Raw genomic sequence first — 15,432 nt, forward strand, 5'->3', positions numbered from 1 at the left:
ACGACGTCTTCCTGCCGATGATCACGCTGGAGGAGCTCGACGGCCACAAGAAGGGCATGAGCGAGGTCGCGCGCAACGCCCGCCAGGTCAGCCGCGAGCTCGACGCGCTGGCCACCTTCACCGGCGAGAACGGCGCCGTCGACTCGACCGCCGGCATCCCGCTGGCCAAGACCGGCCACCGCGAAGCCGGCGGCAAGCTGTTCTTCCAGACCATGCTGCTGGACGTCAAGCTGCCGGCCGGGCTGCCGCAGGGCAAGGCCGACAACCAGATCCTGGGCGTCGTGCAGGCGCTGCGCGAGCAGCGCAAGGACCGCGAGGTCGTGCTGGTGTCCAAGGACATCAACATGCGCGTCAAGGCGCGCGCATTGGGCCTGCCGGCGGAGGACTACTTCAACGACAAGACGCTGGACGACGGCGACCTGCTCTACACCGGCGTGCTGCCGCTGCCGGCCGACTTCTGGGAGCGCCACGGCAAGACGATGGAGAGCTGGCAGCAGGGGGGCAACACCTTCTACCGCATCAGCGGCCCGCTGGTGCCGGCGCTGCTGATCAACCAGTTCGTCTACCTCGAGACGCCCGGGGCGGCGCCGCTGTACGCACGCGTGGCCGAGATCACCGGCAAGACCGCGGTGCTGCGCACGCTGCGCGACTACACGCACGGCAAGAACGCCGTCTGGGGCGTCACCGCACGCAACCGCGAGCAGAACTTCGCGCTGAACCTGCTGATGGACCCGGAGTGCGACTTCGTCACGCTGACCGGCACCGCCGGCACCGGCAAGACGCTGATGACGCTGGCCGCGGGCCTGGCCCAGGTGCTCGACGAGCGCCGCTACAGCGAGATCATCGTCACCCGCGTGACGGTGCCGGTGGGCGACGACATCGGTTTCCTGCCCGGCAACGAGGAGGAGAAGATGGGCCCGTGGATGGGCGCGCTCGACGACAACCTCGAGGTGCTGGCGCGCAGCGACGCCAGCGCCGGCGAATGGGGCCGGGCGGCGACCAACGACCTGGTGCGCGCGAAGATCAAGATCAAGAGCCTGAACTTCATGCGCGGGCGCACCTTCCTGAACAAGTACGTGATCATCGACGAGGCGCAGAACCTGACGCCCAAGCAGATGAAGACGCTGATCACGCGCGCCGGCCCGGGCACCAAGATCGTCTGCCTGGGCAACCTGGCGCAGATCGACACGCCCTACCTGACCGAAGGCTCCAGCGGCCTGACCTACGCCGTCGACCGCTTCAAGGGCTGGCCGCACGGCGGCCACCTGACGCTGGCGCGCGGCGAACGGTCGCGCCTGGCCGACTTCGCCAGCGAGGTGCTCTGAGCGGCCACGTTCAGAACTCGCGCACGCGCAGGAAGCTGGCGAAACGCGGCAGCCCGCCGGCCGTGCGCCCGCGGTAGCGGTAGCTGACGACCGTGCCGACCGGCGGTGGCGCCGCGCGTTCGGCGTCGCTGAAGCCGGTGCCGAGCAGGAACTCGGTGCCGTCGTCGGCGCGCACGCGCAAGGCGCCCATCCGGCCTTCGAGCCGCCCCTGGCCGCCGACGTGGCCGACGACCACCGCTTCGGCGTCCTGCTGCGGCTTGAGCTTGAGCAGCGCGTCGCTGCGGCCGGGCAACCAGAGCGCGTCGGCACGGTGCAGCACCAGGCCTTCGCCGCCGCCGGTCACGACCTCGTCGAGCCAGACGTTGAGCGCCGAGGCCGAGGCGACGCTGCGCTGCTCGACCGCGAAGAACGCGTTCGTGCCGCGCGCCAACTCGGCCAAGCGGCGCGCACGCTCGGCGAACGGCCCCGGCACGCCAGGCAGGTCGAAGACGCCGTAACGCAGCGCGCGCCAGCCGGCGTCGTCGGGCGACTCGCGCCGCACCAGGCCCGAGACGGCGTCGAAGGCGCCGCGGCCCAGCCACAGCTCGCCGTCCAGCGGCACCGGTGGCAGACGGGCGACGAAACCCGGCGGTGCGACGACCTCGCGGCCGCTGCGAAAGCGCAGCCGGCGGCCGTCCCAGACGGCGCGCACGCCGTCGAGCTTCTCGCTCACCAGGAACCCGGCCGGATCCAGGCCCTGCCGGGCTTCGCGCGCCAGCATCACGGCCGGCGGTGACACGGCCGCGGCCACCCGGGCCGACAGGCCGACGCAGGCCAGCGCGGCCGCGAGGAAATCACGTCGACTGAACGGCATTCGGCCCCCTTCGCATCAGCGTCGGGGGCCGAGTCTGGCGGCGCACGCGGCGCCGTTCCATCGCTCCGCGGAGCGCCCTCGGCGGAGGGCGCGGCGGATCAGGCGGCGGGCGTGACGAGGTCGCGGATCTGCTGCAGCGCGGTCGGGTCCTCGATGGTCGTCAGGTCGCCCGGGTCGCGGGCTTCGCAGACGGCCTGGATCGCCCGGCGCAGCAGCTTGCCGGAGCGCGTCTTCGGCAGCGTGGAGACGAAACGCACACGCGCCGGCCGCGCGACGGCGCCGAGCTGCTCGTCGACGAGTTTCATGACCTCGCCTTCGAGCTTCAGCGCGTCGGCCTCGGTGGCGATCACCGACGGGTCCTTCAGCACCGCGAACGCCATCGCGACCTGGCCCTTCAGGTGGTCGGCGACACCGACGACGGCGACCTCGGCGACCTTCGGGTGGCTGGAGATGCTCTCCTCGATCTCGCGCGTGCCCAGACGGTGGCCGGCGACGTTGATGACGTCGTCGGTGCGGCCGAGGATGAAGAAGTAGCCGTCCTCGTCGCGGATGCCCCAGTCGAAGGTGCTGTAGACCAGCTTGCTGGGCACGCTGCTCCAGTAGGTGTTGACGAAACGCTTGTCGTCACGCCAGACGGTCTGCATGCAGCCCGGCGGCAGCGGGCCTTCGATCGCGACGACACCCTTCTGGCCGGCACCCTTCAGCTCCTCGCCGGTGTGCTCGTCGAGCAGCTTGACGTCGTAGCCGTAGACCGCCTTGCCCGGCGAGCCGAACTTGCTCTTCGCGGCCTCGACGCCGTTGCACAGGCTGAGGATGGGCCAGCCGGTCTCGGTCTGCCAGTAGTTGTCGATGATCGGCTTGCCCAGCGCCTCGGCGATCCAGGTCGCCGTCGGCTCGTCCAGCGGCTCGCCGGCGAGGAACAGCGCGCGCAGCGAGGACAGGTCGTGCTTCTTCAGCGCCGCCGGGTCCTGCTTCTTCAGCACGCGCACCGCGGTCGGTGCGCTGAACATCGAGGTGACCTTGTACTTCTCGACCAGGCTCCACCAGATGGCGGCGTCGGGGCGGATCGGCAGGCCTTCGTACATGATCGTCGCGCAGCCGCCGAGCAGCGGGCCGTAGATGATGTAGCTGTGGCCGACGACCCAGCCGATGTCGCTGGTCGAGAAGAAGGTCTCGCCCGGCTTGCAGAGGTAGATCTTCTCCATGCTGGCGGCCAGCGCGACGGCGTAGCCGCCGGTGTCGCGCTGCACGCCCTTGGGCTTGCCGGTGGTGCCGCTGGTGTAGAGCGTGTAGCTCGGGTGCGTGGCCTCCACCCACTCGCAGGGCACCTCGGTCTTGAAGTGGCACTCGCGCCAGCTGGCGTAGTCCTCGTCGCGGCCTTCGACGCGGTCGAAGGCGACGAGGCCGCGGTCGACCATCAGCACCTTCTGCGGCTTGTGGCTGGCCAGGCGGATCGCCTCGTCGAGCAGCGGCTTGTAGGGCACGACCTTGCCGCCGCGGCTGCCGGCGTCGGCGCTGACGATGACCGTCGGCTCGGCGTCGTCGATGCGGGTGGCCAGGCTGACGCTGGCGAAGCCGCCGAAGACCACCGAGTGCAGCGCGCCGATGCGCGTGCAGGCCAGCATCGCGAACGCCGCCTCCGGGATCATCGGCATGTAGACCAGCACCCGGTCGCCCTTCTTGACGCCCAGGCTCCGCAGCGTCGCCGCCATGCGCTGCACTTCGGCGTGCAGCTCGCGGTAGCTGTAGATGCGCTCCTGGTTGGTCTCGGTGGAGACGTAGATCAGCGCGTTCTGGTCGGCGCGCGTCGCCAGATGGCGGTCGACGGCGTTGTGGCAGAGGTTGGTCTCGCCACCGACGAACCACTTCGCGAACGGCGGCCGGCTGTAGTCGCAGACCTGCTCGAAGGGCTTGTGCCAGTCGATCAGCCTGGCCTGTTCGGCCCAGAACGCGTCGCGATTCTGCAGCGATCGACGATGAAACTCGGTGTAATCGGTCATCGTTGTCTCCTTGTTATCGGCGCGGATTAAGAGACCGGGCGCTGACGAGCGGCTGACTCAGTGGGCGATGCGCACCACGACACGCCCGGTGAGCTTGCCCTCCATCAATTCGACGGCCTTGGCGGCCACGTAATCCAGTGAAACCTCGCTCGCGATGCGCTCCAGCAGCCGCGGATCGAGGTCACGCGCCAGGCGCTGCCAGGCGGCTTCTCGGCGGGCCTTCGGCGCCATCACGCTGTCGATGCCGGCCAGCGTGACACCGCGCAGGATGAACGGCGCGACGCTGGCCGGCAGGTCCAGGCCCTGCGCCAGGCCGCAGGCCGCGACGACGCCGCCGTAACGTGTCTGCGCCAGTGCGTTGGCCAGCGTGTGGCTGCCGACGGCGTCGACGACGGCCGCCCAGCGTTCCTTCTGCAGCGGCTTGCCGGGCGCGCTGAACGCGGCGCGGTCGAGCACCTCGGCGGCGCCGAGAGACCGCAGGTAGTCGGCGGCGTCGGCCTTGCCGCTGACAGCGACGACACGGTGGCCCAGCCGGGCCAGCAGCGCGATCGCGACGCTGCCGACGCCGCCGCTGGCGCCGGTGACCAGCACCTCGCCGTCACCGGCGACGACGCCGTGCGATTCGAGCGCCAGCACGCACAGCATCGCCGTGTAGCCGGCGGTGCCGATGGCCATCGACTGGCGCGGCGTGAAGGCCGCCGGCAGCTTGACCAGCCAGTCGCCCTTGAGCCGCGCACGTTCGGCCAGACAGCCCCAGTGCGTCTCGCCGACGCCCCAGCCGTTGTGCACGAAGCGGTCGCCGGGCTTCCAGTCCGGGTGCGTGCTCTCCAGCACGGTGCCGGCGCCGTCGATGCCCGGCACCATCGGCCAGGCGCGCACGACCGGCGCGCGGTTCGTGATCGCCAGCGCATCCTTGTAGTTCAGCGTCGAGTACTCGGGCTGCACCAGCACGTCGGCGCAGTCGGCGCCCGGCAGGCGCGATTCGTCGATCTCCGCGAGGCGCGCGCCGAAGCCGCCCTCGCCCTTCTCCAACAGCCATCCACGGAACATGCGTTCCCTCCAGAAGAGTGCGCCAGGCCACGCGGCCGCCCCTGCGAAGCGTGCATCCGGCACGGCCGAGCATAGTGCCCCTGCCGGCGACGTTGACACTGCTGGGGCTGGCCCCTATGCTCGCCGGCCGATGCCCGTCCGTCTCCGCCTCCTCCGTCACTGCGTCGCCGGCCTTGCCGCCGCCGCGGTCTTCGGCGCCTCGGCGGCCCCGGACTCGCCGGCCACCCCCGCGCAGAACGGCGACGCCGTGATGCAGCTGCTGCAGCAGAAGGGCCTGGTGCCGTCGGCAGCGGCCGTGTCCGACACCACGCAGGGCATCGTCCAGCAGGTGCGCGACACCGCATCGGACCTGGTGATGTCGGCGATGAACTTCCTCGGCGTGCCCTACCGCCGCGGCGGCAACAACGCCGAAGAGGGCTTCGACTGCAGCGGCTTCACGCGCCACGTCTTCGAGCGCAGCCTGGGCCTGGTGCTGCCGCGACGCGCCGACCAGCAGGCCAAGGACGGCGCGCTGACCAAGGTCTCGCGCGACGAACTCAAGCCCGGCGACCTCGTCTTCTTCAACACGATGCGGCGCGCCTTCTCGCACGTCGGCATCTACATCGGCGACGGCAAGTTCATCCACGCGCCGCGCACCGGCAGCGAAGTCCGCATCGAGGACATGCGCCAGTCTTACTGGATGAAGCGCTTCAACGGCGCACGCCGCGCCGACCTCGAGGAACTCCCGCAGGCCGAGGCCACCCCCTCCCGCCCCTGAGCGGGAGACCCCTGACCCGACGTCGGGGGCCCGAACCGGCAGAATCGCAGGATGGGCGAGAGCTTCATCCCTTTGGCCGACCTGCGAGCCCGCGCCACATCGCCCGTGGTGCCCCTCGACGCGACAGCGCCCACCGGCCACCTGGCCGACCGCCTCGGGCGGCCGCTGCGTGACCTGCGCATCTCGGTCACCGACCGCTGCAACTTCCGCTGCGGCTACTGCATGCCCAGCGAGGTCTTCGACCGGCGCTACCGCTTCCTGCCGCACGACGCGCTGCTGAGCTTCGAGGAGATCACGCGCGTGGCGTCGGTGTTCCTGGCCCACGGCGTGCGCAAGCTCCGCCTCACCGGCGGCGAGCCGCTGCTGCGCAAGCAGTTGCCCTCGCTGGTCGAACAGCTGGCTGCGCTGCGCACCGTCGACGGCACGCCGCCCGAGCTGACGCTGACGACCAACGGCAGCCTGCTCGCGCGGCTGGCCCGCCCGCTGCGCGAGGCCGGGCTGACGCGCGTGACGGTGAGCCTGGATGCACTCGACGACACGGTGTTCCGGCGCATGAACGACGTCGACTTCCCCGTCGCCGACGTGCTGCGTGGTGTCGACGCGGCGCTGGCCGCGGGCCTCGTGCCGGTCAAGCTGAACATGGTCGTGCGCCGCGGCATGAACGACCACGAAATCCTGCCGCTGGCGCGCCACGTGCGCGACACCTGGGGCCCGGCGGTGCGGCTGCGTTTCATCGAGTACATGGACGTCGGCACGAGCAACGGCTGGCGCCTGGACGAGGTGCTGCCGTCGGAACAGCTGCGCGAGCGCCTGGACGCCGCCTTCGGCCTGGAGCCGCTGCTGCCGGCCTCGCCCGACGAGACCGCCGAGCGCTGGCGCTGGCGCGACGGGCGCGGCGAGATCGGCCTGATCTCCAGCGTCACCAAGGCCTTCTGCGGCGACTGCAGCCGCGCCCGGCTGTCGACCGAAGGCAAGCTCTTCACCTGCCTGTTCGCCACCCGTGGCCACGATCTGCGCTCGCTGCTGCGCGGCGGCGCCAGCGACGCGCAGATCGCCGCCGCGGTCGGCGGCGTGTGGTCGGCGCGCGCCGACCGCTATTCCGAGCAGCGCGGCGAGCACACCGCCGCGCCGGGCGAGCGCCGCATCGAGATGCACTACATCGGCGGCTGATGGCGGCCACGGCGATCTCGGGCGACGAGGTCACGGGCCTCGTGCTGGCCGGCGGGCTGGGACGGCGCATGGGCGGCGTCGACAAGGGCCTGCTCGCCTGGCAGGGCCGGCCGCTGGCGCAGCACGCGCTGCAACGGCTGGCGCCGCAGGTCGGCGCGCTGGCCGTCAGCGCCAACCGCCATCTCGACACCTATGCCGGCTTCGGCGTGCCGGTGCTGACCGACACGCTGCCGGGTTCGCTGGGGCCGCTGGCCGGGCTGCTGGCCGGCCTGCGCCACGCCCGCACACGCTGGCTGGCCGTGGTGCCCTGCGACGCGCCGTATTTCCCCGTCGACCTCGTCGCGCGCCTGGCGGCCGGCCTCGGCGGCGCGCCGATCGGCTACGCTCGCGCCGCGCGCACGCATCCGGTGTTCTGCCTCGTCGACACGGCGCTGGCCGATACGCTGGACGCGGCACTCGCCGGCGGCGAACGCCGCGTCGAGCACTGGCTGCGCGCGTCGGGCGGCGTCGCCGTCGATTTCGACGACGAGGCCGCGTTCGCCAACTTCAACACCCCGGAGACGCTGAACGATGGCTGAGGCCACGACGCCGATCGCGGCGATCGCCGACGACCTGGCCTGCCACGGCGAGACCGACCTGCCGCTGGCCGCGGTGCAGGCCGCGCTCGCCCGCCTGGCGCAGCCGGTCGCCGGCCTGGAGACCGTGGCGCTGAAAGACGCGCTGGGCCGCGTGCTCGCCGCCGACCTGGTGTCGCCGCTGGACGTGCCGGCGCAGGACAACTCGGCGATGGACGGCTACTCGTTCGCCGGCGCCGCGCTGGCCGCCGACGGCCCGACGGTGCTGCCGGTCGCCGGGCGCGCACTCGCCGGCCACGGTTTCGACGGCCCGGCGCCGGCCGGGGCCTGCATCCGCATCATGACCGGCGCACCGCTGCCGGCCGGCCACGACAGCGTCGTGCCGCAGGAACAGGTGACCGTGGCCGACGGCCGCGTGACGATCCCCGCCGGCGCGGTGCGTGCCGGCCAGCACTGCCGCCGCCGCGGCGAGGACCTGCGCCAGGGCGGTGTCGCCGTGCCCGCCGGCCGCCGGCTGCGCGCGTCCGACCTGGGTCTGGCCGCGTCGCTGGGCCAGCCGACGCTCGTCGTGCGACGCCGGCCGCGCATCGCCTTCTTCAGCACCGGCGACGAGCTGACCGCACCGGGCGAGCCGCTGGCGCCCGGCGCCATCTACGACAGCAACCGCACGACGCTGGGCGCGCTGCTCGCCGGGCTGGGCGTCGACGCCGTCGACCTGGGCCGCGTGCGCGACGACCCGCAGGCCCTCGCCAACGCGCTGCGCGCCGGCGCCGACTGCGACGCGATCGTCAGCTCCGGCGGCGTCAGCGTCGGCGACGCCGACCACACGCGCGCCGTGCTGGCCGGCGCCGGCGAGGTGCTGTTCTGGCGCATGGCGCTGCGCCCGGGCCGGCCGATGGCCGTCGGCCGGCTGCATGGCGGCACGCTGTACTTCGGCCTGCCGGGCAACCCGGTGGCGGCGATGGTGTGTTTCCAGGTGCTGGTGCGCGACGCGCTGCTGCGCCTGGGCGGCGCGACGCCGCGGCCGCTGCCGACCGTCGTCGCCCGCGCCGCGGTGGCGCTGAAGAAGCGCCCGGGCCGCAGCGAGTTCCAGCGCGGCGTGCTCTCGCGTGGCGCCGATGGCGACTGGGAAGTCGCGCCGACAGGCGACCAGGGCTCGGGCCTGCTCAGCAGCATGAGCCGCGCCGACGGCCTGATCGTGCTCGCGCACGATCGCGGCCCGGTGGCCGCCGGCGAGCGTGTCGAGGTGCTGCCCTTCGACTCGCTCGGCTGACGGCGGCGCTCAGGCGGCCGGGGCCGCCTCGGCCTCGGTGATCTCGCCCGGCACGCGTTCGCGCGCCAGCAGCGTGTAGACCGTCGGCACGACGAAGATCGTCAGCAGCGTGCCCAGCGACATGCCGCCGACGATGACCCAGCCGATCTGGTGCCGGCTCTCGGCGCCGGCACCGCTGGCCAGCGCCAGCGGCAGCGCACCCAGCACCATCGCGCCGGTGGTCATCAGGATCGGCCGCAGGCGCAGGCTGGCCGCCTCGACGACCGCCTCGCGCAGCGCCTTGCCCTGGCGGCGCAGCTGGTTGGAGAACTCGACGATCAGGATGCCGTGCTTGGTGATCAGCCCGACCAGCGTCACCAGCCCGATCTGCGAATAGACGTTCAGCGTGCCGCCGGAGAGCTTCAACGCCAGCAGCGCGCCGACCATCGACAACGGCACCGACAGCAGGATCACGAACGGGTCGATGAAGCTCTCGAACTGCGCCGACAGCACGAGGAAGATGAACAGCAGCGCGAGCACGAACACCAGCCCCAGCGCGCCCGAGGACGCGCGGAACTCGCGGCTGACGCCGTTGAGCTCGGTCGCGTAGCCGGCCGGCAGCGTGCGCGCCGCGGCCTCGTCCATGAAGGCCAGCGCCTCGCCGAGCGAATAACCCGGCGCCAGCGACGCGGTGATGCTGACCGAGCGCCGCTGGTTGAAGTGGTTCAGCTCGCGCGGGCTGACCGACTCGCGCAAGCTCACCAGCGAGGACAGCGGCACCATCGCGCCGCTGTCGCTGCGCACGAAGAGCTTCTCGATGTCCTGCGGCGACGCCCGGCCGCTGGTGCCGGTCTGCAGGATGACGTCGTACTGCTCGGCGTCGCGCTTGTAGCGCGTGACGTTGCGGCTGCCGAGCATCGTCTCGACGGTGCGCGCGACGGTGCCCACCGAGACCCCCATGTCGGCGGCGCGCTGGCGGTCGACGTCGAGGTAGATCTCGGGCTTGTTCAGCTCCAGGTCGCTGTCGACCTGCACCAGCCCGGGGTTCTTCGCCATCTCGGCCATCAGCGCGCGCGTGGCCTGCGCCATGTTGGTGTAGGAGTCGCTGCTGACGACGACGAAGTTCAGCGGCCGCTCGCGGAAGCCCTGGCCCAGGCTGGGCGGCGTGATCGGGAAGACGTTGACGCCGGGCAGCTGGCGCACCTGGGGCAGCAGGGCCTGCGCCAGCTCCTGCGTCGTGCGTTCGCGTTCCGCCCAGTCGACGGTGCGCATCACCGCCGAGGCGCTGGAGACCTGGCCGCCGCCGACGAACATGAAACGCCGGTCGAACTCGGGGAAGGTCGCGGCGATGCCGTCGAGCGCGTCGAGGTAGCGCGCGGTGTACTCCAGCGTCGAGCCGTCGGGCGCGCGCACCGGCATGATGATGACGCCGCGGTCCTCGATCGGCGCCAGTTCGCTCTTGGCGGTCATGAACAGCCAGGCGCTGGCGCCGCCGCAGGCCAGCATCACCAAGACGACGGCCCAGCGCAGGTTCAGCGAGGCCACCAGCGCACGGCTGTAGGCCGCCGACAGGCGGTCCAGGCCGCGCTCCATCCAGCGGTCGAAGCGTGTCGGCTTCGTCTCGTGGCGCAGCAGCTTGCTGCACAGCATCGGCGTCAGCGTCAGCGCGACGAAACCCGAGACCAGCACCGCGCCGGCCAGCGTCAGCGCGAATTCGCCGAACAGCCGCCCGGTGCGCCCCGGCGTGAAGGCCAGCGGCGCGAACACCGCGGCCAGCGTCAGCGTCATTGCGACGACCGCGAAGCTGATCTCGCGCACGCCTTTCAGCGCCGCCTGGAACGGGCTCAGCCCTTCCTCGATGTGGCGGAAGATGTTCTCGAGCACGACGATCGCGTCGTCGACGACGAGGCCGATCGCCAGCACCAGCGCCAGCAGCGTCAGCGTGTTGATCGAGAAGCCGGCCGCGGCGATCAGCGCGAAGCTGCCGATCAGGCTGACGGGAATCGTTACCAGCGGGATGAACGACGCGCGCAGCGTGCGCAGGAAGACGAAGACCACCAGCGCGACCAGCACCACCGCCTCGGCGATGGTGTGATAGACGGCCTTGATCGACCGGTCGATGAAGACCGAGTTGTCGTTGGCCAGCGTCGCGGTGACACCCGGCGGCAGCTCGCGCTGCAGCTCGGGCAGCAGCGCGCGCACGCCGGCAGCGACGTCCAGCGGGTTGGCGGTGGCGTTGCGGATCACGCCGGTGCTGACCGACGGCACGCCGTTCAGGCGCACGCGCGAGCGTTCGCTGGCCGCGCCTTCCTCGACCCGCGCGACGTCGCGCAGCCGCACCGTGTAGCCGCCGACGGTCTTCAGCGCCACCTGCTCGAACTGCTCGACGGTGTTGAGGTCGGTGCGCGCGGTGACGTTGAACTCGCGCTGGCGGCTCTCGATGCGGCCGGCCGGCACCTCCAGGTTCTGCGCCCGCAGCGCGTCCTCGACGTCCTGCACCGTCAGGCGGTGGGCGGCCAGACGGTCGGGGTCGAGCCAGACGCGCATCGAGTAGGCGCGGTCGCCGCCGATCTGCACGTCGGCGACACCGGGCACGGTCTGCAGCCGCGGCTTGATGACGCGGGTGATGACCTCGGTGAGCTTCAGCGGGTCGATGCCCTCGCCGGTGTAGGCGATCCAGACGGTGGGCGTGGCGTCGGCCTCGACCTTGGCGATGACCGGCTCGTCGACCGCGTCGGGCAGCCGCCCGCGCACGCGCGAGACGCGGTCGCGCACCTCGGCGGCGGCGGTGTCCGGGTCCTTCTCGAGCTTGAAGCGCACCGTGATCTGGCTGCGCTCGGTGCGCGAGATCGAGGTCATGATGTCGACGCCGTCGATGCCGGCGATCGAGTCCTCGAGCGGCTTCGTCACCTGGCTCTCGATGACCTCGGAGGCGGCGCCGACCAGCGTCGTCGACACCGTGACCACCGGCTCGTCGATCTTCGGGTACTCGCGCACCGTCAGCTCGCGGAACGAGACCAGGCCGATCAGCACCAGCAGCAGCGACATCACCGTCGCCAGCACCGGGCGGCGGATCGAGATTTCGGACAGGCGCACGGCGCGGCCCTCCGTCAGGCCGCGGCCGAGGCCGCGGCGGACGCCGGCGCCGCAGCCCCCGGGCGCAGCTCGACGGCGCGCACCGCCGGCTTGTCGCCGCGCAGCCGGGCGTGCCCGGCGGTCACGACCGCGTCACCCTCGGCGACACCGCCGAGCAGCTCGACGACGCCGGGCCGGCGCAGCCCGATGCGCGCCTCGACACGCTCGGCGCGCGCCGGGCCGTCGGCCTGGACCACCTTCCAGACGTACTGGCGGCCCCCTTCGGGCACCAGCGCCTCCTCGGGCACGACCAGCGCGTCCTCGCGCACCGCGAAGACGACGCGCGGCCGCGCGAACATGCCGGGCTTCAGCCGCGCGGTGGCGTCGGCGACCCGCGCGCGCACCAGCACCGCGCGCCCTTCGGCGTCGACCTGGGTGTCCAGCGCCTCGATGCGGCCGACGAAGGACTGGCCGGGCAAGGCGTCCAGGTCCAGTGTCACCGCCTGGCCGGCGGCCAGGCGAGGCAGGTAGCGCTCGGGCAGCGTGAAGTCGACCGACAGCGAGGACAGGTCGTCCAGCGTGACGATGTCGGCACCGGCCTGCACGAAGCCGCCGAGGTCGACGCGGCGGATGCCGGCCGTGCCGTCGAATGGCGCGACCAGGCGCATGCGCTGCACCTCGGCGCGCGCCAGCGCGACCTGGGCCTCGGCGACGTCCAGCGTCGCGGCGTTCTGGTCCACCGCACTCTGGCTGACGAAACCCTGCGCGAGCAGCTCGCGGCTGCGCGCGAGGTTGGTGCGCGCGATCTGCGCCTGGGCCTGGGCCTGACGCAGCTGGGCCTGCTGCAGCGTGTCGTCGAGCTGCACCAGCAGCTGGCCGCGGCGCACGCGCTCGCCGTTGCGGAAACCGAAACCGGCGATGCGGCCGGCGACCTCGGGCCGCAGCACGACGGTCTGCGCGGCGCGCAGCGAACCCACGGCCTGGGCCTCGTCGGCCAGGCGCATGCGGCGCACGCGGCCGATCTCGACGGCCGTGGCATCCGTCGACGTGGCGGCACCGGCCGGCACCGCGGCAGACGCCGGAGCCGGGCCGCGCTGCTGCCACCACCAAGCCATCGTGCCGGCCAGCGCAATGCCGATCACCGCCACGAACGTATGAACCCGCTTCAAGACCGCTGCACTCCGTCGAAAGGCAAACCGCCGAATGTAGCGTTTCGTTGCGACCGCCCGTGCAGGCCGGCCCTCACGCCCGCCGAAGCCGGGGACATCAACGCCGCACGGACTCGCAGCCTCGGTTGGCCAGCGCGTCGGCGCGCTCGTTGCCGGGATCGCCGGCGTGGCCCTTGACCCAGTGCCAGGACGTGTCGTGCGAGGACGCCAGCGCGTCCAGTTGCTGCCAGAGCTCGGCGTTCTTCACCGGCTTCTTGTCGGCGGTGCGCCAGCCACGCTGCTTCCAGCCGTGGATCCAGCTCGTGATGCCGTTGCGCACGTACTCGCTGTCGGTGTAGATCGCGACCTTGCAGCGCCGCTTCAGGCTGGTGAGCGCCTGGATCACCGCCATCAGCTCCATGCGGTTGTTGGTCGTCAGCGGCTCGCCGCCCCAGAGTTCCTTCTCGTGCTCGCCGCTGCGCAGCCAGGCGCCCCAGCCGCCGGGGCCCGGATTGCCCTTGCAGGCGCCGTCGGTGTAGATCACCACTTCGTTCATTCAGATGTCCGCTTCCACCGGCTCGCGGTTCGCGACCGCGGCCGTCGCCGCCTTGACCCGGCGGCGTTCGTTCTTCAACAGGCCGACCAGGCGCATGCCGCGCACGCGCTTGACGGCCACCAGGAAATACGCCGCGCCCAGCACCGGCCACCAGCGGTCGCCCACCGGGTCCATCCACTCGAAACGCTGCAGCCAGCGCTCGGAGCTCAGCGGCGGCCGGTAGCAGCCGAAGCGCCCGCTCTCGATGTGAAAGCCCAGCAGCCGCAGCCAGTCGCGCAGCCGCCAGTAGCCGATGAACTCGCCGGCGCGCGGCAGGTAGGTGGGCTGGCCGCGGCCCAGGCCGATGCCGCGCCAGGCGTGGCCGGAACGCTGCCGCAGCGCCCACAGGCTCGCCGGGTTGAGCCCCGAGATGACGAGCCGGCCCTCGGGCACGAGGATGCGTTCGACCTCGCGCAGCAGCTGGTGCGGGTCGGCGGCCAGCTCCAGCGCGTGCGGCAGCACGACCAGGTCGACGCTGTGCTGCGGGAAGGGCAGCGCGTCGAACTCGCAGTACAGCGCCACCGGCGCCGGCTGCGTCGTGATCAGCGCGTCGCGCGGCGGCGGCAGCTCGATCGGCTCCGGCGTCACCAGCGAGCCGCAGGCCACCCAGCGGTGCGGCATGCGGTTGGCGCGCAGGCCCTGGATCTCGGGCAGGCCCAGTTGCAGCGCGTGAAACCCGAAAGCATCGGTCACCGCGCGGTCCAGGCGGTCCTGCTCCCACTCCAGCAGGTAGCGGCCGGCCGGGGATTGGAGCCAGACCCCCAACTCTATAATCGACTGGTCGCGCGTCATATGAATCTGGTCGCCCTCCCCGCCTTTGCCGACAACGTCATCTGGATGCTGCACGACGGCCACGACGCCGCGGTGGTCGATCCGGGGGACGCGGCGCCGGTGGCGGCCGAACTCGACGCCCGGGGCTTGCGCCTGGCGGCGATTCTAGTGACGCACCACCACGGGGATCACGTCGGCGGCATCGCCGCGCTGCGCCCCCGGCTGCAGGGCCCGGTCTGGGGCCCGGCGCGCGAAGACATTCCCACCCCCTTCGTGCCCGTGCACGGCGGTGACCGCATCGAGCTGCTGGGCCGGGCGTTCGAGGTGATCGACGTGCCCGGCCACACCGCCGGCCACGTCGCCTTCTTCGAGCACGGCGCTGCACGCGAGCCGCTGCTGTTCTGCGGCGACACGCTGTTCTCGGCCGGCTGCGGCCGGCTGTTCGAAGGCACGGCGGCGCAGATGGCGGCCTCGCTGGCCCGCCTGGCCGCGCTGCCCGACGACACGCGCATCTGCTGCGCCCACGAGTACACGCTCTCCAACCTGGCCTTCGCCGCCGCGGTGGAGCCCGGCAACGAGAAGATCGCGGCCTACACTGCGCTGTGTCAGGACCGGCGCGCCGCCGGCCGGCTCACACTCCCGGCGGTGCTCGGTCACGAGCGCGACGTCAATCCGTTCCTGCGCTGTCGCGAGGCCGCCGTCGTGGCCGCGGCCCGGGAACAGGGCGCCGCCTCCGGGCAGGAAGTCGACGTGTTCGCCGCACTGCGAAACTGGAAGAACCGATACCGATGACGCCTCCGACGACTTCGCTGCGGCGCTGCTGCGCCCTGGCTGCCGCAGCGCTGGCCGCCGCACTCGCCG

At 72.1% G+C, this 15,432-nt stretch carries 13 protein-coding genes; 6 read left to right on the forward strand and 7 right to left on the reverse strand.

Annotation, left to right across the window (positions count from 1 at the left end; all coding sequences use genetic code 11):
* On the forward strand, positions 1-1,325 hold a 1,325-nt coding region (locus tag RBXJA2T_RS12015), incomplete at its 5' end, for a PhoH family protein (protein ID WP_009857650.1).
* A 10-nt stretch (positions 1,326-1,335) separates the two neighbouring features.
* Here RBXJA2T_RS12015 and RBXJA2T_RS12020 read toward each other — a convergent pair.
* From RBXJA2T_RS12020 to acuI, 3 genes are all read right to left on the reverse strand, one after another.
* Positions 1,336-2,178, reverse strand: a complete 843-nt coding sequence (locus RBXJA2T_RS12020) for a DNA ligase (protein ID WP_009857651.1) — start codon at positions 2,176-2,178, stop codon at positions 1,336-1,338.
* A 98-nt stretch (positions 2,179-2,276) separates the two neighbouring features.
* The gene (locus tag RBXJA2T_RS12025; protein WP_276525104.1) at positions 2,277-4,205 is read right to left on the reverse strand and encodes a propionate--CoA ligase; all 1,929 of its coding nucleotides are present in this window, start codon (positions 4,203-4,205) and stop codon (positions 2,277-2,279) included.
* A gap of 30 nt (positions 4,206-4,235) precedes the next feature.
* A complete protein-coding gene (gene acuI / locus RBXJA2T_RS12030) occupies positions 4,236-5,228 on the reverse strand; it encodes an acrylyl-CoA reductase (NADPH) (RefSeq protein WP_009857653.1) in 993 nt (330 codons plus the stop codon).
* Positions 5,229-5,358: 130 nt separating this feature from the next.
* On the opposite strand from acuI, the gene RBXJA2T_RS12035 reads away from it, so the two are divergent.
* The 4 genes from RBXJA2T_RS12035 to moeA are packed head-to-tail and all read left to right on the forward strand — an operon-like array spanning position 5,359 to position 9,003.
* Positions 5,359-5,985, forward strand: a complete 627-nt coding sequence (locus RBXJA2T_RS12035; RefSeq protein ID WP_009857654.1) for a C40 family peptidase — start codon at positions 5,359-5,361, stop codon at positions 5,983-5,985.
* Between the two features lie 51 nt (positions 5,986-6,036).
* The gene (gene moaA / locus RBXJA2T_RS12040; protein WP_009857655.1) at positions 6,037-7,155 is read left to right on the forward strand and encodes a GTP 3',8-cyclase MoaA; all 1,119 of its coding nucleotides are present in this window, start codon (positions 6,037-6,039) and stop codon (positions 7,153-7,155) included.
* Positions 7,155-7,733 carry a molybdenum cofactor guanylyltransferase MobA gene (gene mobA / locus RBXJA2T_RS12045; RefSeq protein ID WP_009857656.1) on the forward strand — a complete coding sequence of 193 codons (579 nt, stop codon included), beginning with the start codon at positions 7,155-7,157 and terminating at the stop codon, positions 7,731-7,733. The genes moaA and mobA overlap by 1 nt, the downstream gene beginning before the upstream one ends.
* Complete coding sequence (gene moeA, locus RBXJA2T_RS12050) at positions 7,726-9,003, forward strand: molybdopterin molybdotransferase MoeA (protein WP_009857657.1); 1,278 nt, start codon at positions 7,726-7,728, stop codon at positions 9,001-9,003. Before mobA ends, moeA begins: the two co-directional genes overlap by 8 nt.
* Before the next feature lie 9 nt (positions 9,004-9,012).
* On the opposite strand, the gene RBXJA2T_RS12055 is transcribed toward moeA, so the two are convergent.
* The 4 genes from RBXJA2T_RS12055 to RBXJA2T_RS12070 all read right to left on the reverse strand — a co-directional run bounded on the left by RBXJA2T_RS12055 (position 9,013) and on the right by RBXJA2T_RS12070 (position 14,592).
* Positions 9,013-12,078, reverse strand: a complete 3,066-nt coding sequence (locus RBXJA2T_RS12055) for an efflux RND transporter permease subunit (RefSeq protein ID WP_009857658.1) — start codon at positions 12,076-12,078, stop codon at positions 9,013-9,015.
* A gap of 14 nt (positions 12,079-12,092) precedes the next feature.
* Positions 12,093-13,199: an efflux RND transporter periplasmic adaptor subunit gene (locus tag RBXJA2T_RS12060; protein WP_237704885.1), complete on the reverse strand. Its 1,107-nt coding sequence runs from the start codon at positions 13,197-13,199 to the stop codon at positions 12,093-12,095.
* 124 nt (positions 13,200-13,323) lie between these two features.
* A complete protein-coding gene (rnhA, locus tag RBXJA2T_RS12065; protein ID WP_009857660.1) occupies positions 13,324-13,761 on the reverse strand; it encodes a ribonuclease HI in 438 nt (145 codons plus the stop codon).
* A complete protein-coding gene (locus RBXJA2T_RS12070) occupies positions 13,762-14,592 on the reverse strand; it encodes a class I SAM-dependent methyltransferase (protein ID WP_029718794.1) in 831 nt (276 codons plus the stop codon).
* Between RBXJA2T_RS12070 and gloB the strand changes: the two genes are divergently transcribed.
* Positions 14,593-15,363: a hydroxyacylglutathione hydrolase gene (gloB, locus tag RBXJA2T_RS12075; RefSeq protein WP_009857662.1), complete on the forward strand. Its 771-nt coding sequence runs from the start codon at positions 14,593-14,595 to the stop codon at positions 15,361-15,363.
* The last annotated feature ends 69 nt before the right edge of the window (positions 15,364-15,432 follow it).

The sequence above is a fragment of the Rubrivivax benzoatilyticus JA2 = ATCC BAA-35 genome (genome assembly GCF_000190375.1).
In the GTDB taxonomy this organism is placed as follows: Bacteria; Pseudomonadota; Gammaproteobacteria; order Burkholderiales; family Burkholderiaceae_C; genus Rubrivivax; species Rubrivivax benzoatilyticus.

Excerpts from the sequence above, each read along its gene's own strand:
- RBXJA2T_RS12020 (WP_009857651.1), bottom strand. The coding sequence starts at position 2,178 with ATGCCGTTCAGTCGACGTGATTTCCTCGCGGCCGCGCTGGCCTGCGTC.
- acuI (WP_009857653.1), bottom strand. The coding sequence starts at position 5,228 with ATGTTCCGTGGATGGCTGTTGGAGAAGGGCGAGGGCGGCTTCGGCGCG.
- RBXJA2T_RS12035 (WP_009857654.1), top strand. The coding sequence starts at position 5,359 with ATGCCCGTCCGTCTCCGCCTCCTCCGTCACTGCGTCGCCGGCCTTGCC.
- moaA (WP_009857655.1), top strand. The coding sequence starts at position 6,037 with ATGGGCGAGAGCTTCATCCCTTTGGCCGACCTGCGAGCCCGCGCCACA.
- mobA (WP_009857656.1), top strand. The coding sequence starts at position 7,155 with ATGGCGGCCACGGCGATCTCGGGCGACGAGGTCACGGGCCTCGTGCTG.
- moeA (WP_009857657.1), top strand. The coding sequence starts at position 7,726 with ATGGCTGAGGCCACGACGCCGATCGCGGCGATCGCCGACGACCTGGCC.
- rnhA (WP_009857660.1), bottom strand. The coding sequence starts at position 13,761 with ATGAACGAAGTGGTGATCTACACCGACGGCGCCTGCAAGGGCAATCCG.
- RBXJA2T_RS12070 (WP_029718794.1), bottom strand. The coding sequence starts at position 14,592 with ATGACGCGCGACCAGTCGATTATAGAGTTGGGGGTCTGGCTCCAATCC.
- gloB (WP_009857662.1), top strand. The coding sequence starts at position 14,593 with ATGAATCTGGTCGCCCTCCCCGCCTTTGCCGACAACGTCATCTGGATG.